This is a genomic window from Mucilaginibacter sp. Bleaf8, from assembly GCF_018390515.1.
In the GTDB taxonomy this organism is placed as follows: Bacteria; Bacteroidota; Bacteroidia; order Sphingobacteriales; family Sphingobacteriaceae; genus Mucilaginibacter.
On record NZ_JAHBBK010000007.1, the window covers coordinates 84,100 to 102,431 of the forward strand.

General features: G+C 45.1%; 18 protein-coding genes and 1 tRNA gene. 10 read left to right on the plus strand and 9 right to left on the minus strand.

The genetic code is table 11. The annotated features are described in order from the left end of the window. The first annotated feature begins 5 nt into the window (after positions 1 to 5). The 3 genes from KHS38_RS21025 to KHS38_RS21035 all read left to right on the plus strand — a co-directional run bounded on the left by KHS38_RS21025 (position 6) and on the right by KHS38_RS21035 (position 2,831). On the plus strand, positions 6 to 599 hold the full coding sequence (locus KHS38_RS21025) for a Crp/Fnr family transcriptional regulator (RefSeq protein WP_213490693.1): 594 nt from the start codon (positions 6 to 8) through the stop codon (positions 597 to 599). An 89-nt stretch (positions 600 to 688) separates the two neighbouring features. Next, entirely contained in the window at positions 689 to 1,459 is a 771-nt protein-coding gene (locus tag KHS38_RS21030) for a sterol desaturase family protein (protein WP_213490695.1), read from the plus strand. Between the two features lie 145 nt (positions 1,460 to 1,604). Further along, a complete protein-coding gene (locus KHS38_RS21035) occupies positions 1,605 to 2,831 on the plus strand; it encodes a sensor histidine kinase (protein ID WP_213490697.1) in 1,227 nt (408 codons plus the stop codon). 66 nt (positions 2,832 to 2,897) lie between these two features. Here KHS38_RS21035 and KHS38_RS21040 read toward each other — a convergent pair whose 3' ends face one another. Continuing rightward, entirely contained in the window at positions 2,898 to 3,107 is a 210-nt protein-coding gene (locus KHS38_RS21040; protein WP_213490699.1) for a YtxH domain-containing protein, read from the minus strand. A gap of 77 nt (positions 3,108 to 3,184) precedes the next feature. On the opposite strand from KHS38_RS21040, the gene KHS38_RS21045 reads away from it, so the two are divergent. Further along, a complete protein-coding gene (locus KHS38_RS21045) occupies positions 3,185 to 3,568 on the plus strand; it encodes a ribosomal maturation YjgA family protein (protein WP_213490701.1) in 384 nt (127 codons plus the stop codon). A gap of 53 nt (positions 3,569 to 3,621) precedes the next feature. Here KHS38_RS21045 and KHS38_RS21050 read toward each other — a convergent pair whose 3' ends face one another. The 4 genes from KHS38_RS21050 to pta form a co-directional block, all read right to left on the minus strand. Next, positions 3,622 to 4,929, minus strand: a complete 1,308-nt coding sequence (locus KHS38_RS21050; protein WP_249665510.1) for a M20/M25/M40 family metallo-hydrolase — start codon at positions 4,927 to 4,929, stop codon at positions 3,622 to 3,624. Then, the gene (locus KHS38_RS21055; protein ID WP_213490703.1) at positions 4,929 to 6,761 is read right to left on the minus strand and encodes a M61 family metallopeptidase; all 1,833 of its coding nucleotides are present in this window, start codon (positions 6,759 to 6,761) and stop codon (positions 4,929 to 4,931) included. The genes KHS38_RS21050 and KHS38_RS21055 overlap by 1 nt, the downstream gene beginning before the upstream one ends. A gap of 167 nt (positions 6,762 to 6,928) precedes the next feature. Beyond that, positions 6,929 to 8,128, minus strand: coding sequence for an acetate/propionate family kinase (locus tag KHS38_RS21060; RefSeq protein ID WP_213490705.1), 1,200 nt, complete (start codon positions 8,126 to 8,128; stop codon positions 6,929 to 6,931). 144 nt (positions 8,129 to 8,272) lie between these two features. Next, entirely contained in the window at positions 8,273 to 10,369 is a 2,097-nt protein-coding gene (pta, locus tag KHS38_RS21065) for a phosphate acetyltransferase (RefSeq protein ID WP_213490707.1), read from the minus strand. Between the two features lie 450 nt (positions 10,370 to 10,819). Here pta and KHS38_RS21070 point away from each other — a divergent pair, with 450 nt between their 5' ends. Beyond that, positions 10,820 to 11,797 (plus strand): hypothetical protein, encoded by a 978-nt coding sequence (locus KHS38_RS21070; RefSeq protein ID WP_213490708.1) that lies wholly within the window; start codon positions 10,820 to 10,822, stop codon positions 11,795 to 11,797. Beyond that, entirely contained in the window at positions 11,794 to 12,318 is a 525-nt protein-coding gene (locus KHS38_RS21075) for a hypothetical protein (protein ID WP_213490709.1), read from the plus strand. The genes KHS38_RS21070 and KHS38_RS21075 overlap by 4 nt, the downstream gene beginning before the upstream one ends. Positions 12,319 to 12,589: 271 nt before the next feature. Here KHS38_RS21075 and KHS38_RS21080 read toward each other — a convergent pair. Next, positions 12,590 to 12,700 (minus strand) — tRNA-Asp (locus KHS38_RS21080). Positions 12,701 to 12,853: 153 nt separating this feature from the next. On the opposite strand from KHS38_RS21080, the gene KHS38_RS21085 reads away from it, so the two are divergent. Then, on the plus strand, positions 12,854 to 13,333 hold the full coding sequence (locus KHS38_RS21085; protein ID WP_213490711.1) for an Lrp/AsnC ligand binding domain-containing protein: 480 nt from the start codon (positions 12,854 to 12,856) through the stop codon (positions 13,331 to 13,333). 30 nt (positions 13,334 to 13,363) lie between these two features. Beyond that, positions 13,364 to 13,840 carry an HAD domain-containing protein gene (locus KHS38_RS21090; RefSeq protein ID WP_213490713.1) on the plus strand — a complete coding sequence of 159 codons (477 nt, stop codon included), beginning with the start codon at positions 13,364 to 13,366 and terminating at the stop codon, positions 13,838 to 13,840. A gap of 5 nt (positions 13,841 to 13,845) precedes the next feature. Here the strand turns inward: KHS38_RS21090 and KHS38_RS21095 are convergent, their stop codons facing one another. Further along, positions 13,846 to 16,095 (minus strand): Tex family protein, encoded by a 2,250-nt coding sequence (locus KHS38_RS21095; RefSeq protein ID WP_213490715.1) that lies wholly within the window; start codon positions 16,093 to 16,095, stop codon positions 13,846 to 13,848. Positions 16,096 to 16,266: 171 nt separating this feature from the next. Between KHS38_RS21095 and KHS38_RS21100 the strand changes: the two genes are divergently transcribed. Then, positions 16,267 to 16,488, plus strand: a complete 222-nt coding sequence (locus KHS38_RS21100) for a hypothetical protein (RefSeq protein WP_213490716.1) — start codon at positions 16,267 to 16,269, stop codon at positions 16,486 to 16,488. Between the two features lie 7 nt (positions 16,489 to 16,495). Beyond that, positions 16,496 to 16,717 carry a hypothetical protein gene (locus KHS38_RS21105; RefSeq protein WP_213490718.1) on the plus strand — a complete coding sequence of 74 codons (222 nt, stop codon included), beginning with the start codon at positions 16,496 to 16,498 and terminating at the stop codon, positions 16,715 to 16,717. 84 nt (positions 16,718 to 16,801) lie between these two features. Here KHS38_RS21105 and KHS38_RS21110 read toward each other — a convergent pair whose 3' ends face one another. Together KHS38_RS21110 and KHS38_RS21115 are read right to left on the minus strand one after the other, a co-directional pair. Then, entirely contained in the window at positions 16,802 to 17,905 is a 1,104-nt protein-coding gene (locus KHS38_RS21110; RefSeq protein ID WP_213490720.1) for an NADH:flavin oxidoreductase, read from the minus strand. 14 nt (positions 17,906 to 17,919) lie between these two features. Continuing rightward, entirely contained in the window at positions 17,920 to 18,219 is a 300-nt protein-coding gene (locus tag KHS38_RS21115; protein ID WP_213490722.1) for an ArsR/SmtB family transcription factor, read from the minus strand. Between the last annotated feature and the right edge of the window lie 113 nt (positions 18,220 to 18,332).

Consider the following 18,332-nt stretch of genomic DNA (forward strand, 5'->3'; position numbering starts at 1 on the left):
CATACATGCTTACTGCCGAAGAAATAGAATTTTACCTGAATGTATTCAAAGGGTTGAGCCTGCCCGATGTAATGGACCTGTTAAAGCTGGCACATACACGGCATTTACCAGCGCAAGATGTTTATATACCGTCCGGAGCATCAACACAAAAGCTGGCTTATATACGCAAGGGGCTCATCAGGGTGTATCATCTCAAAGAAAACGGTGATGAAGTAACCCTGATGCTCCGCTGGGAAAACCAGTTCATCGCCTCGCACGATAGTATTATTCTGAACAAGCCCTCGCGATTCATTTACCAGGCATTGGAAGACACGGTTATGCTGGAACTGGATTACAGCAAGGTGCAGCACATGCTGGATCATAATCCGCGCTTATCGTCATTACGAAATACTTTTACTATGCACATGCTGGCCGAATCACTGGAGCGGGTGGAGTCGTTCGTGCTGCTCTCGCCCGAAGAACGCTACCTGCAGTTGGTACATGATAAACCTAATATCATTAACCGTGTACCTGATAAATACCTGGCTACCTTGCTGGGTATTACGCCCGTTTCGCTTAGCCGTATCCGTAAAAGAATTGCTTCCTCATCAAAGCGTTAATTATCCTTTGTTAATTTTATTGCCCCGGCCATAGGGTAATTTTGTGCAGATACAAAAAGTAAGTGATGATGAGCATAGTTGAAAATTTAATGAGACTTTTTGGCGTATCGGCTGTTCGCTATTTTGTTATAGCCGGTGTGCCGTTTATTCTATTTTATAAGTTGCTGAGCAACTGGTTCAGCCAGTCTAAAATTCAAAACCGTAATGCCGGCATAAAAGATTTTGTAAGGGAGGTTTTGCACTCTATGCAAAGTACGGCCGTATTTGCTGTAATCGGGTATCTGGTATTATTTACCCCACTTCAAAGGTACACACAGGTATATACCGATATAAATGCTTATCCTGTTTGGTGGATAGCCGTAAGCTTAATCCTGAGCTTAATTATACATGATACCTATTTTTACTGGATGCACCGTTTATTGCACCATAAAAAACTATTCAGGTATACACATCTGGTGCACCACCAGTCAACCAATCCATCACCTTGGACATCGTACTCCTTTCATATATTGGAGGCGTGTGTTGAAGGTGGGGTATTGTTTGTGGTTGCGATACTGATGCCTTTGCACCCTATCACCATTGTTTTATTTACAGTGGTAGGTTTTATGATTAATGTATACGGCCATTTAGGGTACGAGGTAGCACCCCAGGGGTTCAGGCATACTGTGTTGTTCGAGGTGTTGAATACTTCGGTGCACCACAACCTGCACCATAGTAAATTTAAAGGTAATTACGGCCTGTACTTTCGTGTGTGGGACAGGCTGATGGGCACTGAGCATCCCGATTATGTGAAAGAATACGATCGCATTCAGCAAAAACGTTTTGGCAAGGCGGTAGACGAGGTTATAAAGGCCGTTTGAAAGCGCTGAGTTAATAGGTTAAGCCTTTGGTAGTTATACCAAAGGCTTTTTTATTAAAAGAGGGGATTGTTGAAACTTATTTTGATTAAAGAGAGTAAAAAGGATAGGCAGTTTAACCAGCTGCGCTTGTTTTTATAAACAAAATATGACTACGCAATTGCCAATACCCAAAAATGAATTGGAAAGGCTTATGGCCCTATCTGATTTTGACCTGGATTACTCAAATATTCACAATAATTTTAAGGATCTGAGCAAGCTGGCTGCTAAAGTTGCCGGCGCGGATATTTCAATGGTAAACCTTATTGATTCGTTTACCCAATGGACGGTGTCCAATTATGGTTTGCCTTTAGACCAGATGCCGCGCGAGGATTCGGTTTGCCAGTACACCATTGTAGAGCAGGATAGCTTTGAGGTAATAGATCTATCAGCCGATGATCGTTTTAAAGATAAGTTTTACGTTACCGGACAACCTGAACTAAGGTACTACTTTGGCATTCCGTTACGGGTGGATGGCGGGCATCACATTGGCGCACTGTGCGTGCTGGATACGCAAACCCGCGTGCTTACACCCGAAAAGGTGGAGCTGCTTAAAATTATAGCCGACGAGATCATCAACCGCTTAAAGGCACTTAAAGTAATTGAAAACTTACGATCCAGAGTTGATGAGGTATCTGAAAATCAACGCCGCGTGGCGCATGATATTCGGGGGCCTTTAGGCGGCATTATAGGTTTGGCGCAAATTATCAGCGAACAGGGTAACGAAAACCAGATGGATGAGGTGCTGGAGTTTGTAAACCTGATACACCGCAGCGGGCGCTCTATACTGGAGCTGGCCGATGAAATTTTAAGTGCCGATAAAGCCGCAAAACAGGAGGCTCCACAATTAGGCAGTAATGAGTTTAACCAACTGGTGTTGAAAGAAAAGCTGTTAAAGCTATATGCTCCCCAGGCCCTTAACAAAAAAGTGGATTTTACGGTAAGCACCAGCTCCGAAAATCAGGTGGTGCCTTTTTCTAAGAATAAGCTGTTGCAAATTATAGGCAACCTGGTATCCAATGCACTGAAATTTACGCCACAGGGCGGCAAAGTAGCTGTACACCTGATGCTGGAACTTGGCACTCCTGATAATTTATTGCAAATAAAGGTTGAGGACAGCGGTATAGGTATGGATCCCGAGCAAATAGATCAAATATTGAATGGAAAAGGCGAATCAACCACCGGTACCGGCGGTGAGCAGGGCTATGGTTTTGGTCTGGCGCTGGTAAAGCACCTGATTGATAGCTTGAAAGGAACTTTGGCTATTGAATCGGAACAGGGCAAGGGGACCTTGTTTACTATACGCCTTCCGCAAAGCAAAATTTTAACCAAGTAAGATTATAGTAAAGCTAAAATGAAAACGCCCGGTATCATGCCGGGCGTTTTCATTTTGTCAGTAAAATTACTGGTAATTTTCTTGCGTTTGCTGTGCTTGCTGGGTTACTTTTGACAGTGTTTCGTCGCCAAACTTTTTGGCTTTGTCCATCCATTCAGGCGCTTTTTCGTTCAAGTCGTCTAAAATAGATTTACCATCGGTATCACGCTTTTTGGTGATGTAATTAATGCCATAAGCAACAGCAGCGCCTATAGCAGCATATCTTAATAAGCTCATAGTATTTCTAATTAATTTTGTTGTATAGATAGGTACAAGTATGATGCCATAATGTACTTTTAGCATTAAATAATATAATGCTGAAAAGTTACTTTTCAAAAACCCGTTTACTGTACGCCGGTATGGTGCTGCTAAGCATCATTATAGGTTTACTATCCAGAAGATCAGATGGTATTCCGTTATGGATAGGCAGTGCTTTTTGGGGGCTAATGATCTATTTTATAGTACGGTTTCTGTCTGTAAACTGGCGTATAGCCAAGGTTGCTGCCATTACTCTGCTGTTTTGTTATGCAATTGAGCTAAGCCAGCTTTACCAGGCCGCTTGGATCAATGCTATACGAGCTACCACTCCCGGTCATTTGGTTTTAGGGCAAGGTTTTGAATGGGGTGATTTGATAGCATATACCGTAGGCATTATGTTGGGGTGCGCATTTGATCGCATTAAACGCATAAAAACATAAAAGGCCACTGCTTCTTATCAGCAATGGCCTTTTATGTTTTAACTAACGGGTGTTTATTGTTCCAACTTGGCTATGCGTTTAGGTGTATCCTGACCAGCTACAATGCTGCGTGAGCTTAAAGCGATAGCTCGGATGGTAGCTGTGATATTGTTTACATCCAGGGTGCTCAGCTCGTCATCAACACTGTGATAGTACTTGTCGGTATCAATCTGGTCGGTTGATATAGTATGTGCCGGTACGCCCAGGCGTGCCAGTGTAGCATTATCGCTCCGGTAAAACAGGTTTTGCTGCGGATAAGGGTCCGGATAAAATTTAAATGCGGTACCCTGCAAGTTGCGCTGCAGAATCTCGCCAAAGTCCGACCGCTCAAAACCGGTAATAAAGGCCGAGTTGGTGCCCCATTTGGATGGCTTGCCAATCATCTCAATATTAAACATGGCCACAGTTTGATCGGGGTTAAGCTGTTTGGAAAAATACTGAGAGCCATAGCCGCCAATTTCCTCAGCACAAAATGCTACAAATATCAGCGTGCGCTCATTGTTATGCAGTTGTTTATAATATTTAGCCAAGGTAATCATGGCGGTGGTGCCCGATGCATCATCATCGGCGCCGTTGGCAATGCTATCGCCTGCGGCTGATTGTATGATGCCCAAATGGTCATAATGCCCGGCAAATACCACATACTCATCAGGTTTTGATTTGCCTTTAATCATACCAGCCACGTTAAACAGAGGCTGCTTCTCTGCTTTGGTCTGGTAGCTAACCTCGTATGACTTAACTTCATTATAGGTTCCCAGCACCATTACTATCTGTTGTGGGTTGGTAGCTGCATTGTCATCAAACGTAGTGGTGCCGCGGCCAATGTAAGCTTGCAGGCGTTTAAAAAAGGCTTCAAAATGTGGATCAATCAGCAGTAAAGTCTTTTTACCGCTGCGCATATAGTTCCGGTATTCTTGCTGAAAATTTTGTTCCGCGCCAATTTTTACTACCTGTACGTCGGCATTGTTGCTCCAGTCAAACGATGCGCCGGCAGCAATAGCAACATGCTCTGCAGGTACGATGGTGCCGTTTACAGACACATTGCTTTTAAGCGGCGCAATGTGCGTCATGCTGAAATTCTGGCGATAGCCGGTATTCCCTTTAAAAGGCTCCAGGCCAATCTTTTTAAATTCGCCTTCAATAAAAGTAGCCGCCTTATCAATACCCGGCGTAAAAGTAGCCCGGCCCTGCATGTCATCGGCCGATAATGTTTTGATGATACGTTCCACATCTTTGGCTTGTATCAGTTTATCAACATTTTGTGCAAAGCTGCTCCATCCGGCCAGGGTAAGGGCAACTGCTAAGGTATATTTCTTCATCATTATTTTGTTTTAGTGGATAGCCAGTTGTTACGGAACTTCTCTTGTACAGGTGTTAGAGTTTTGCCTGCGGCCTCATAAGTTACTACTTCAAAAGCCGGGTTTTCCTGCAGCGTTACGGTAGTTTCATGGCTGCCGCTGCGGTTCTTGTAAGCATAAACTATCTTATCGCCTATTTTCTTGCCGGCAATAATGCTCTGATAGGTTTGTGTGTCTTTTACCTCTTTACCATCTACGGTCTGTATAATATCGCCCGCATCTAAGCCTGCCTGGTAAATGGGAGACCCTATTAAGGTGCTGCCTTCAATTTCTAACCCATCAGCCACTGGCGTAGCGCGTAGCTGGCCCGCCCAGGCTTTACCTGTTTGCGCCCGGCGCAGTATTAAACCGGCTTTATCTAACAGAGCTTCGTAATTATTTTTTTCGTTACTGTAAATGTATTTGGTGAAAAAGTCGGCCGCAAACTTAGGGTTTTTGGTTACGCTTGCCAGTGCATTTTGCAGGTCGGGAATGGTGTAAGGCTTTTCCGGCTTACCGTGAGTTAGCCAGAGCGCCCGCATATAATCATCAAGGGTAAGATTAAACTCGCTGCGCAAGCGTAAATCAAGTGCCAGTGCGGTTGCCCCTCCGTAATAGTAATAGCTGGTAAAGATGTTGCTCATGTTGGTCGCATCTACGGCAACGCCGGCATCAGCAAACACCGCATACCGGCTCATTTGTGCGGGCGAATAACGGGCTGCGGCAGGCGTGTTCAATACGGCATTAATTAAACCGGCAGCCGTACGCAGATAGTCTGTTGGTTGGCGTAAGCCGGCACGAACCAACAGCAACTCGCCGTAGTATTGCGTAAAACCTTCTGCCAGCCATAGCTCGCTGCTCATGTTGGCGTGTTCAAAGTTGAAGGGCTCTAATGATTTTGGACGAATGCGCTCCACGTTCCAGCTATGGAAATACTCGTGCGAAAAGGTGCCCAGCAAGCGGTTCTCGTTCCCGGCAATTCGCGGTGTGGTTTGTACAATGCTGGTAGAGTTGCGGTGCTCCATACCGTCGCCGGCATTGGTGGCGTATATATCATGTATAAAGGTGTAATTGCCATAATCGTAAACCGGCAGTTCGCCAAAAACGGCCTGAGCTTCCTGTGTTACGCGTTGTACCATTTTGCCAAAGTTATCAACCGCGGCCTGGTCATCATTGCTATGCGTGCTCAAGTGAATATCCTGTACCTTGCCATCAGGGTTTTTGATGGTCCAGCTGTACGTTTTTACAGGAGCCAGTGAGGTTGGGCTATCCATCATGTACTGCATGTTGGGTGCATAATACGTGTTGGTAGCCGGTTCGGGCTTAAGCTGGGTAACCACGCGCCAGCCATACTTTTCTGTGTCGGCAAATTTAAAGCGAACGGGGCGTTTTTCCATTCCATAGGCCCACATAAAAGCAGCAGGCATGTTCAGGTGCGCTGTACTTGGGGTAATGCCGTTGTAAGTACCATCCATCCAGTTACCAAACAGCGTATAATTGATGATTACCGTACTGCCATGCTGCGCTATTTCATATACGTCGCCTTCCACCTGCTTAACAGTAAGAGGTTGGTTCTGCTCGCCATAGGCTTTTACGTTATAAATATTTTTGCCGAACTCATGTGTAGCATATCGGCCCGGTGATGAACGGCTCATGCGCACTTTGAGCGTACCAGCCGGCACGGCAGGTATACGCATGCTAATTTCAGCCTCGTGGTGTGCTGCGTTAGGGAAAGATACGGTGTAAAAAATTTCGTTTTGTGCGAAAGAACTGGCCGCCATCAGTAAGGCTGCCGCTGTAAGGTAAAGTTTTTTCATATCAGCGCGTTAGCTGGGCTGAAAATAGCACAAAAATGTAGAAAGAAATAGCCTTTCAGGCGATTGCAACCTGTTTTTTTACGCGAAAGTGCTCGATAAAAGAAAGGCTGATTGTTTTTTGGTCAAGAATCAGCCTTTCTAAAGTGAGCTTTTAAATAATATTATACTTAATCTACCAGTTCATAACACTGACGGGCAATTTCCAACTCCTCATTGGTAGGTACCACCAGTACTTTTACCCGTGAGTTGGGCGTACTGATTTCGTTAATCTCTTTTGAACGGGTTTGGTTTTTAGCAGTATCCAGCTCAATGCCCAGATAGCTTAAATCGGCACATACCATCTCGCGTACTTTAGCATCATTTTCACCGACACCGGCAGTAAACAGGATAGCATCTAAGCCATTTAATACCGCGGCGTAAGCGCCAATGTATTTTTTAATGCGGTAGGTGTACAAATCGTAAGCCAGTTGCGCATTTTCGTCGCCCTGCTCAATGGCCTGGGTAATATCGCGCATATCGCTGTTGCCGGTAAGGCCCAGCATGCCGCTACGTTTGTTAAGCAGGTTGCTTACCTGCTCAATATCATATCCCAACTGGTTTGCCAGGTAAAAGATAACGGTTGGGTCGATATCGCCCGAACGGGTACCCATAATCAGTCCGCTTAGCGGGCCAAAGCCCATGCTGGTATCTACCGACTGGCCATTGTTTACCGCGGCCATGCTACAGCCATTACCAAGGTGAACGCTAATCAGCTTGCTCTCTTTTTTACTCAGGTAAGCGGCGGCCTGCTCGGTTACATACTTGTGGCTGGTACCATGAAAACCATATGCCCGTATGTTAAAATCAGTATAATACTGATTGGGTATAGCAAAACGATAGGCTTTAGGCGGCAGGGTTTGATGAAATGCCGTATCAAAAACACCGATCTGCGTAGCATTGGTAAAGATCTTTTCGGCAACCTCGATGCCTAAGTAGCTGGCCGGGTTGTGCAGTGGCGCCAGCTGGAAGGTTTTCTTCAAATCATCTTTTACCTGCTCGTTAATTATAGTAGTAGTGGTAAAGGTTTCGCCGCCATGCACAATGCGGTGTCCAACTACCTGTATATCGGCAGGGTCTTGTATTACGGCATATTCACCGATGGTAAGCAAGGCATTTACTTCTTTTAAGCCAGCTTCGTGGTCGGGCAATTCTTCAGGATTAAGGTTAATAACTTTCTCCTCGCCGTTAATGAACACTTTATGTGTGATGGATGGCTTATCTAAACCAATACGTTCTACCAGGCCACTACAAACCGGATTTTTAGCCGGCATTTTAAATAACTGATATTTGATAGAGCTGCTGCCCGAGTTTACAACGAAAATATTCATTAGGATTTGAAAACTTTAATGTTTGTATGATTAATTAGTTGTGTCATTGCGGGGGGAACGAAGCAATCTTTTAACAGGACAGGCTAACGGCCATGCAATAGAAGAGGTTGCTTCGCTAACGCGCGCAATGACATGTTTGTATTATCACTCCTGGCACTGAATGGCCGTGATGATAACTGTATTGAAGATATCGTCTACAGTACAGCCACGGCTCAGGTCATTCACCGGTTTGTTCAGTCCTTGCAGCATTGGGCCGATGGCTAATGCGCCGGTTTCGCGCTGAACGGCTTTGTAGGTGTTGTTGCCCGTATTTAAATCCGGGAAAATTAGCACGCTGGCCTGGCCGGCAACTTCTGATCCGGGAAGTTTGCTTTTGCCTACAATTGGGTCAACCGCGGCATCGTATTGTATAGGGCCTTCTACCTTCAAATCGGGGCGTTTGGTTTTTACAATCTCGGTAGCGCGGCGTACTTTCTCTACGTCCTCGCCCTCGCCCGATGTGCCCGATGAATAGGATAGCATGGCAATACGTGGTTCAATACCAAAGCGCTGGCTGCTTTCGGCTGATGAAATGGCAATTTCGGCCAGTTGCTCGGCTGTTGGGTTGGGGTTTACGGCACAGTCGCCAAACACCGATACCCGGTCGGGCAGGCACATAAAAAATACGGATGATACGACCGAAATACCCGGTTTGGTTTTCACGAATTGCAGTGCCGGGCGGATGGTATGCTGTGTGGTATGCACTGCGCCCGATACCATACCATCGGCATGGCCTTTGTATACCATCATAGTACCGAAGTAAGATACATCGGTCATCATATCGCGGGCCATTTCCAGATTCACGTTTTTGTTTTTACGAAGCTCGTACAGCGTATTTACATAATCCTGGTAATGTGCAGAATTGGCCGGATTAACAATATTGATCTTGCTTACATCCAGGTTTAAGCCCAAACGCTTAATGTTGGCAGTGATGTCGTCAGGGTTACCCAGTATAGTCAGGTTCACAATCTCCTGGCTAATGAGGCGGGCTGCAGCTTTGAGTATACGCTCGTCGTTACCCTCGGGCAGTACAATGTGTTTTTTCTGGCTTTTGGCCCAGTTGGTAAGCTGGTACTGGAACATGCGCGGGGTAATGCCACCGCTGTGTTTAAAGGTTACAATACGCTCGTCCAGCTTAGCTATATCTACGTATTTGTTAAATACATCAATAGCTAATTGTATCTTTTTAGGATTATCAGCTGTTAATCTCGACCGGATATTACCCACACGTGTGGTGGTTTCAAATGTACCAGAGTTGACTGTTAATATCGGTACCACCGTTTGCAAGCCTTCAATCAGCCTGATGATAGGCTCTTCGGGTTCGGCACCTGCGGTAAGCACAATGCCTGATATCGGCGGGTAGCTGGTAGACAGGTTAGCCTGCAAGGCTGCAATAATGATATCGCCACGGTCGCCAGGGGTTACAATCAGTACGTTCTCTTTAATAAAGTTTAAAAAGTTAGGTACCTGCATTGCTCCGGTCACAAAGTTATCTACCTGGTTGCTCAGGCGCTCCTTACCAAACAGTAATTTGCTGTCGGGCAGGGCCTCGCAAATCTCTTTCATGGTAGGCGCTTCCAGTCCGCGGGTGGTAGGTATAACCGTCAGGATAATTTCGGGCGGTAACTGGGCAGCCAGTAATTCACGAATGTCATCTATCTGGGCTTGGCTTACTTTATTGGCAATCAGCGCCAATACCTGTATCTCACGGGCATCAAAATTACGTACTACAGTAATCGCAGCATTTACAATTTGAGGCGTGGTTTTATTTTCGCCCGATATTACCACGATAGCCGGTGCGCCCAGGTTTTTAGCAATCGATGCGTTTACCTCAAACTCAAAGGCTGTACCCTCACCGCGATAATCACTACCTTCAATAACGGTAAAGTCGTACTTGTCTTCCAGCTTTTTGTACTTGCGGATAATGGTATCGATCATTTCGCCCTGGCTTTCGTCTTCCGAAAGTCGCATGGCTTCCTCCCAGCTAAACGCATTGGCGTCTTCATAGCTGATAGGCAAGTCAAAATAACTGAGTACAGTTTGGATATGATCGCTTTTGCGCTCTTGTGCGTTACGGCTTACAATAGGTTTAAAGTAACCTATCTTTTGGGCTTTGCCCAAAAGCATATTGATTAAGCCAAGCGATACGATTGATTTGCCACTATAGGGCTCGGTACTGGTAACAAAAACAGTTTTTATCATGAGGCACGTATCTGTAATAAATATAAAAAGGCCGCTTAAGCAAGGGCCAACTGTTACTTAAATTGTACGACAAAGATACCGGTTAATAGTTGTGATACAATCCAAATTTTTGGTGCCATACAGGTATGTCAGCTGCAGGTAAACACGAAAAATAAATTTAATTACAGGTTGACAGTGCTAAAAATATTAGCTAAATTTATACTGTTTTTAAGGCTGCCAAAAGCATGACATACTTACTTGTTTTTGCTTGGAAAAGCTGCCTTTTTAACTTGAAATTAAGCACGGCATGTGCTTTGTATAGTTATAGTATAATTACTGACTTTCAGCCAGTTGGTGATTGAATAGCCAGGTCGGATTTGCGGCTTACCGAACCTGACAAGCCTTACCAGTTACAGGCAGTTTGCGCAAGCGCTGCCGAATTGTTGAATACTTAAATTATAAGAAGATTAAATGGAGACGTTTGAATTAACAACAATTACTGATGAGATGCAGTCATCTATTACGCACATGGCGCAAATGCGCAATGCGCTGATTGCATTCACTAAAGAGGTACTGGTTAAAGATCAGGACTACGGCGTAGTGCCAGGCGTGCAAAAGCCAACACTTTTGAAACCCGGCGCCGAAAAGCTGATGAACCTTTTTGGTATGGCGGTAGAGTTTGAGTGTACTGATAAAATACTGGATATCCAGTCTAAGTTTATAGCTTATACCTATAAAGCCACTGCCCGTAACAAAGATGGCCGTATTGTAACCCAGTGTGAGGGTTCGGTTAATAGTTATGAGCCTAAATACCGCTACCTGTGGATGGAGAAACCAAAGCCAAACCAGGCCATGCAGGATTTAATGAAGGCCGAAGGTACCGGTAAGTTCCGTAAAGCGGGAGGCAGCTGGATTTGGGTAGAGCGTACCGAAAATCCAGATCTGATCGGGTTACAGAATACCATGCAAAAAATGGCACAAAAAAGGGCCTTTGTAGGCGCTATGTTATTAGCCACCAATGCATCCGAATTCTTTACCCAGGACGTGGAAGATATGGGCTTTATTGATATTGAAGGAACCGTAGTTGAAGAACCTAAAACTGTAAATAAAGCTAAAGAGGTGAAAGGTACGGTACAGCAGCGCGAGTCGGCCACACCAGCCGAGGCTAAAGCAGCAGCACCGAAAGCTGAAGAAGCTAAGGCGCCTGAGGTAAAAGCTGCCCCTGCAAAAGTTAGTGAAAGCAAAGCTGTTAAAGCTAAAGCCGTAACTAAACCTGCAGAAGTGGCATCGAGCATACCTGCGCCTACACGCGATGCTATTGAAAAAGCAACCAGCGTAGCAGCTTTGTACCTGATCCATAAAAATAACGTAGCATTACAACAGGACGAGCAGTTTATTAAACTGTTATCAACCAAAAAAGCAGAAATAAAGAAAGGAATTGCTGCATGAGAAATCAGTTAGCCATGCAGATTCCTGCCTGCGAAGCGGTAACCTTGTTCACCGGTTTTGATATGGAGCCCGAAAGCTTGATTAAGCTTGACCGGGCTACCATTGCCAGAATTGTGAACGATACTGAGCAGCTGGTTGCCGATGGCGAACTGGACAGCGTGAAAATGCTGATCCTGGCCAAAAAGGGGCAGGAACTGTTTAATAATTTAGAGAAAAGAGTGAGGCGCTATGCCGAAGAGCAGGCCCGTGTACCAAGGCACGATAAGCTGCGCATGTATGATGCCGAAATTATTGAAAAAGAAACCGGCGTAAATTATGACTATAGCGCCTGTGGCGACGTAACCTGGAATGATTTGCATGACCTGCAAGCCGAAATAGCGCAGCAGATAAAAGAGCGGGAAGCATTTCTGAAAAACGTTACCCGGCCCAGCATAGGCGGCGACCAATTTACCGGCGAAACGTGGGAAATTAGACCGCCACTGCGCACCTCCAAACAAGGGTTGAACGTAAGTTTAAAATAAACAACCCCATATATAAGTTAAGCCTGTACTGTGTAATGCGTGCAGGCTTTTTTAATTTTAAAATAACAGCCTGCAGCTTTTAATAAAAGTGAGCAATAAAACGTGAACCTGTTTTGGTATTGAATTAAGGAGGATAGTGTATTTTGGTAGCGTCAAATTACAAAGAAGGTTGTTTGTAATGGAGGAGCTTAAAACCCCTATAAAAAAGCAAAGCCTCCTGATGGGCAGGAGACTTTTACTAACCAATTATAAACCTAAATTATGAGAAGAGCTGTTGGGGAAGGACTCGAACCTTCACAGAGTGGTTAGCCCTTGCGGGTTTCCCATGATCTCCGCCACCGGGACAAGGAGGTGTGTCTGCCAAAAATTTCACCACCCAACATTGTTTTGTTTTTAAGAACGCGCTTAGATTTTCATCGTTTGCTTGATACAAATTTAAGGGCCTATCAAGTTTTTTGCAAATATTTCAATTAAATATTTTTATTTTTATTCAATTTTTAATTATCCTTGTGTATAAGTATCTAAATATAAATTTATGCCTCAAAGAAAACCTCATAATTTAGAAATTGATAATTTAGATATACAGATTTTATCAATTTTGATGAAGAATGCAACAACGCCTTATACCGAAATTGCTAAAGATTTGATTGTATCGGGCGGTACCATACACGTGCGGATGAAAAAGCTGGAAGAGATGGGTGTAATTAAAGGTGCCAGCCTGGAAGTAGATCCGCAGAAATTAGGATTTGACGTAACCGCCTTTTTAGGTATTTACCTGGAGAAAGGCTCACAATACAATGAAGCTGTAAAAAAGCTGAAAGAAATAAGCGAAATAGTTGAGCTGCATTACACCACAGGCGGCTGGAGCATTTTTGCCAAAATTGTATGCCATGATACCAATCACCTGCGCGAAGTACTGAACGAGCGTATTCAGAGCGTACCAGGTATACAACGTACCGAAACCTTTATATCACTGGAAGAAAGCATTAAACGTCAAATTACGTTATCGGAATAAACACCGATTACTTTATAGCTCTATGTAGTAATGATTTTGTCTTTAGACTTTGATGGCGTACTGATTACTACGCCGCCATGGCGAAAAACAGAGCTAATGAGCGATGGCTTTTTGATGTTCAACAGCGATGCTGTATTAAATCTGAACAAGATACTGACGAGTAAAGCATTTTCTATTGTTTTAACTACTACGCACAGAATAAATTTTCCGCCGGATAGGTGGATGGGTTTACTTGCAGCCAGAGGCATTCATACTTCTTCTGTTTGTAAAGTAAATGACGTGTCTGCTATTGCTGAAATGCGGAGCCGCCGCTCAGAAATCGAAGATTGGCTAAATAAAAATGGGTCACCATCTGAATTCTTAATTTTAGATGATGACCCAAGTTTATATGAAAGCTCTCATTATATTAAAAGCCGTTGGGTTGCAACGCAGCCATTACTTGGCTTAAATGATGAGGCTACAAAAGCTGCTTTTGAGATAATAAGCAGCTTTACTAAACCCTTATAAACTGCTTATTTAAACTTTGCCTTTAACGCAGCCAGTTTGGATTGCATATCCATTTCAGGCTCCCTTTTATTGCGATTGTTTGAACCTGCTGATGCCGGTTTTCTGGCACCGCCATTGTTATTGGTATTGCCTTCTTCTTTCATGCTCAGTGATATGCGCTTGCGGTTTACATCAACCTCAGTAACCGTTACCTCAACCTGTTGGTGCACTTTCAGTACCTCGTTAGGGTCTTTAATATAGCGGTTAGTAATCTGGCTTAAGTGTACTAGGCCGTCCTGGTGTACGCCAATATCCACAAAAGCACCGAAATTGGTTATATTGGTTACAATACCGGGCAGTTTCATGCCTACTTTCAGGTCACTAATTTCGTTCACACCTTCGGTAAAGCTAAAGGCTTCGAACTTTTCACGCGGGTCGCGACCTGGTTTGGCCAGTTCGGCCATAATATCATTCAGGGTAGGCAAGCCTACTTTATCTGATGTATACCTTTGTAACGGGATGCTTTTACGTAGCTTGTCATCGCTCATTAAATCGCGTACAGAACATTTCATGTCCTGCGCCATTTGCTCAACCAGGTTATAACGCTCAGGGTGCACACCGCTGGCATCCAACGGATTCTCTGATCCGCGGATGCGTAAAAACCCTGCTGCCTGTTCAAACGCTTTATCACCTAAGCGGGGGACCTTTTTCAGCTGATCACGATGTTTAAATGCGCCGTTTTGGTTGCGGAAATCTACAATGTTTTGCGCCAATTGTGCGCCCAGGCCCGATACATAGGATAGCACTTGCTTAGACGCCGTATTGAGCTCCACTCCTACCGCATTTACACAGCTAACCACGGTATCATCCAGTGCAGTTTGCAATTTATTCTGGTCCACATCATGCTGGTATTGCCCTACACCGATTGATTTTGGGTCGATTTTAACCAGCTCTGCCAGTGGGTCCATTAATCGCCTGCCGATAGATACCGCACCGCGCACGGTTACATCTTTATCAGGAAACTCTTCACGCGCTACTTCTGATGCCGAGTAGATAGAAGCACCACTTTCGTTCACCATTACAATGGTAACGCCCGGCAGTTGCAAATTGCGTACAAAGGTTTCTGTTTCGCGGCCGGCGGTACCGTTACCAATGGCAATCGCGTCAATTTTATAGGTTTCGAATAATTGCTTGGTGGTCTTCTCTGCCTCACGTGCCTGGCCAGCACCGGTGTGCGGAAAAATCGCTGTGTATTCAAGCAGTTTGCCCTGTTCGTCTAAACAAACCACTTTACAGCCGGTACGGAAACCAGGGTCGATAGCCATTACGCGCTTTTGGCCAAGTGGTGCAGCCAGCAGCAACTGACGTGCATTTTCGGCAAATACGCGGATGGCTTCTTCGTCGGCCTTCTTTTTAGTGAGCAAACGCGCCTCGGTTTCCATTGATGGTTTAAGCAAACGCTTGTAGCCATCTATAATAGCCAAACGCACCTGATCAGCCGATGGATTATTACCTTTTACGAAGGTACGATCCAGTAAAGCCATCGCCTCATCTTCGGGCGGCATAATGTCCAAGTATAAAATCTCTTCCTTTTCGCCGCGGCGCATGGCCAGTATACGGTGAGAGGGGGCGGTTTTAACCGGTTCTGTCCAGTCAAAATAGTCCTTGTATTTAATGCCGGTTTCTTCTTTACCCGGTGCTACTTTTGATTGGAAGGTACCTTTTTCTAAAAACAGCCCGCGCATTTGGGCACGTACTTCGGCATTTTCGCTAATGGCTTCGGCAATAATATCACGGGCACCAGCCAGGGCTTCTTCTAAGGTACTTACGCCTTTTTCAGCATCAATATATTTTTCTGCCTCGGCTTGCAGATCGGCTTTACCCTGTTCCAGTATCAGGTCGGCCAAAGGCTGCAGGCCTTTTTCGCGTGCGGCTGTTGCACGTGTTTTGCGTTTAGGGCGATAGGGCAGGTAAATATCTTCGAGGGCAACCATGGTTTCGGCCTCGTTGATTTGCTGCGTCAGCTCGGGTGTTAACTTGCCCATATCGGTAAGCGATTTCAGGATGGCCTCGCGGCGTTTGTCCAAGTCGCGCAATTGCTGAATACGGTCGCGGATATCGGTGATCTGCACCTCGTCCAAGCTGCCGGTCAGCTCTTTACGGTAACGGGAAATAAAGGGAACGGTAGCGCCTTCATCCAGCAGGCCAACGGTAGCCGTTACCTGTTTTGAGGAGATGGAAAGCTCCTGCGCAATTTTAATGTGATGATCAATCATGCTCACTATTTCAATTAGAGAATGCGAAGTTGGGAAAATTTTGCCAGTTGTGCGTACTGAATTATGAGTTGTTACATACGGCTTTTATCGTCGTATATTTTTGTTGATAGGTATACACCAAGCCGTTCACCGTTCCTTATACGCCGCTCTCTTTTTGTATCTTTGAGCTATATGGATTCTTACCAAGTGCGGAAGTTTGAGTTTAAGCTGGAAGAGATTTATAACAAAACCGAGTGGCTGCAATATGAGCTGCCCCTCAACGAATTTATTGCCAAGTTCCCGATTGAATATAAAGACGGCGTAGCCCAACGCCCCGAACCACCCGAGGATTTTGATCTGGACCGCGATACCCGCCTGGCGGTGCTGGTGGCGTTTCGGGAATCGTTTAGTTAAAAACATAATGAGAAGAGCAGCTATTTATGTGATGAGGACTATCTTCGTTCTACTTACGCTTACAATAATTATACAGGCAGTCGGGTGGATGATTATAGCTCCGCACAGTACGCCAACTGATGATCAAGTTACTTTCACACTATTGATTATTGCTGTTTTTGCAACGATGACGGCTATAAGCTTTGCTCTGAAAGTAGCAGAACAAAAAGATGGTGAAGACATAAAATAGTTAGGTGAAATATTTCAGGTAATATATTAAAACAGAAACGCCGACTTAACAGCCGGCGTTTCTGTTTTGAAATCTATCAGCACATTACATTACCAAAGTAGCCAAAGCCTCTTTCGTAAAGCCTTTTAAATCATTAGTACGGCCTTCACGTATTTTTTGTACCCAGAATGGGTCTGACAGCAGCGGGCGGCCAACGGCTACCAGGTCAAAATCGCCACGATCCATACGGCGCAGCAATTCATCGAGCGAACTTGGATCTGAGCTCTCGCCAGCAAAGGCAGCCAAAAACTCGCCGCTTAAGCCTACCGAACCTACCGTGATGGTAGCCTTACCGGTAACCTTTTTAGCCCAGCCTGCAAAGTTCAGGTCGGTACCTTCAAACTCATCTTCCCAGAAACGACGTTGTGAGCAATGGAATATGTCCACACCTGCATCGGCCATCGGGTTTAACCAGGCTTCCAGCTCCTGCGGCGTGTGCGCCATTTTGTTGGTATAAGCCGTAGGCTTCCATTGCGAAAGGCGCAAAATTACGGCAAAGTCATCGCCTACACGTTTACGCACTTCTTTAATTACTTCAATAGCAAAGCGGCTACGCTCGGGCAGCGTTTTGCCACCGTAAATATCTTCACGCAGGTTGGTTCCTTCCCAAAAAAACTGGTCGATGAGGTAACCATGAGCGCCATGAATCTCCACACAATCAAAACCCAATTGCTTAGCATCGGCAGCAGCCTGACCAAAGGCGGCAATGGTATCGGCAATATCAGCCTCGGTCATAGTACGGCCGTTGTTAAAACCAGGGCTGTTTAGGCCGGATGGGCCTTCAAATGGTTCGGCAGGTGTCCAGCCGGATTGGTGGTTGGGCATCACACCCATGTGCCATATCTGCGGTCCCATAGCGCTACCAGCCTCATGCACATTGTTGATTACATTTTGCCAGCCCGCTAATGCCTGCGTACCATAAAAATGAGGTATATCCTTATCGTTTGATGAGGCTACGCGGTTAATTACCGTACCTTCTGAAAGGATTAAGCCCACCTCGCCTTCGGCGCGTTTGCGGTAGTAAAGCGCAACATCATTAGTAGGCACACCATCGGGCGAAAAAGAACGCGTCATGGGTGCCATTACCAGGCGGTTTTTGATGTTTAATGATTTCAGTGCAAATGGCTGAAACAAGCTATCTGTGTTCATATGTATAATTCGGATTAAATTTCTGACTGGATTAACTGGCTCAGGGCGGCAAAAGCATCTTCGTTACGCTGGTAATAGGTCCACTGCCCTACCCGTGTGGATTTTACTAAACCGGCACGTTGCAAAGCCGACAGATATTCGGATATAGTGGATTGCGTTAAGCCCGCTTTCAGCTGAATCTGCCCAACACACACGCCGTTGTCATAACCATAAACTGCCTGTTCCGGAAAGTTGAGCTCCGGACTTTTGAGCCAGTTCAATATCTGCAAGCGCGTTTTATTGGAAAGTGCCTTAAATACTTCTACCTGATCCATTGCACAAATATATATCGGCATTTTCCGATATATCTATTAAACGTATAGATATGACATTGAAGTGAAGCTCTCAACCACAAACGCACTTAATAAAATATTGTATACTTGTTGCT

Coding starts and splice junctions, on each gene's coding strand:
- KHS38_RS21025 (WP_213490693.1), top strand. CDS start 6: ATGCTTACTGCCGAAGAAATAGAATTTTACCTGAATGTATTCAAAGGG.
- KHS38_RS21030 (WP_213490695.1), top strand. CDS start 689: ATGAGACTTTTTGGCGTATCGGCTGTTCGCTATTTTGTTATAGCCGGT.
- KHS38_RS21035 (WP_213490697.1), top strand. CDS start 1,605: ATGACTACGCAATTGCCAATACCCAAAAATGAATTGGAAAGGCTTATG.
- KHS38_RS21040 (WP_213490699.1), bottom strand. CDS start 3,107: ATGAGCTTATTAAGATATGCTGCTATAGGCGCTGCTGTTGCTTATGGC.
- KHS38_RS21045 (WP_213490701.1), top strand. CDS start 3,185: ATGCTGAAAAGTTACTTTTCAAAAACCCGTTTACTGTACGCCGGTATG.
- KHS38_RS21050 (WP_249665510.1), bottom strand. CDS start 4,929: ATGATGAAGAAATATACCTTAGCAGTTGCCCTTACCCTGGCCGGATGG.
- KHS38_RS21055 (WP_213490703.1), bottom strand. CDS start 6,761: ATGAAAAAACTTTACCTTACAGCGGCAGCCTTACTGATGGCGGCCAGT.
- KHS38_RS21060 (WP_213490705.1), bottom strand. CDS start 8,128: ATGAATATTTTCGTTGTAAACTCGGGCAGCAGCTCTATCAAATATCAG.
- pta (WP_213490707.1), bottom strand. CDS start 10,369: ATGATAAAAACTGTTTTTGTTACCAGTACCGAGCCCTATAGTGGCAAA.
- KHS38_RS21070 (WP_213490708.1), top strand. CDS start 10,820: ATGGAGACGTTTGAATTAACAACAATTACTGATGAGATGCAGTCATCT.
- KHS38_RS21075 (WP_213490709.1), top strand. CDS start 11,794: ATGAGAAATCAGTTAGCCATGCAGATTCCTGCCTGCGAAGCGGTAACC.
- KHS38_RS21085 (WP_213490711.1), top strand. CDS start 12,854: ATGCCTCAAAGAAAACCTCATAATTTAGAAATTGATAATTTAGATATA.
- KHS38_RS21090 (WP_213490713.1), top strand. CDS start 13,364: ATGATTTTGTCTTTAGACTTTGATGGCGTACTGATTACTACGCCGCCA.
- KHS38_RS21095 (WP_213490715.1), bottom strand. CDS start 16,095: ATGATTGATCATCACATTAAAATTGCGCAGGAGCTTTCCATCTCCTCA.
- KHS38_RS21100 (WP_213490716.1), top strand. CDS start 16,267: ATGGATTCTTACCAAGTGCGGAAGTTTGAGTTTAAGCTGGAAGAGATT.
- KHS38_RS21105 (WP_213490718.1), top strand. CDS start 16,496: ATGAGAAGAGCAGCTATTTATGTGATGAGGACTATCTTCGTTCTACTT.
- KHS38_RS21110 (WP_213490720.1), bottom strand. CDS start 17,905: ATGAACACAGATAGCTTGTTTCAGCCATTTGCACTGAAATCATTAAAC.
- KHS38_RS21115 (WP_213490722.1), bottom strand. CDS start 18,219: ATGGATCAGGTAGAAGTATTTAAGGCACTTTCCAATAAAACGCGCTTG.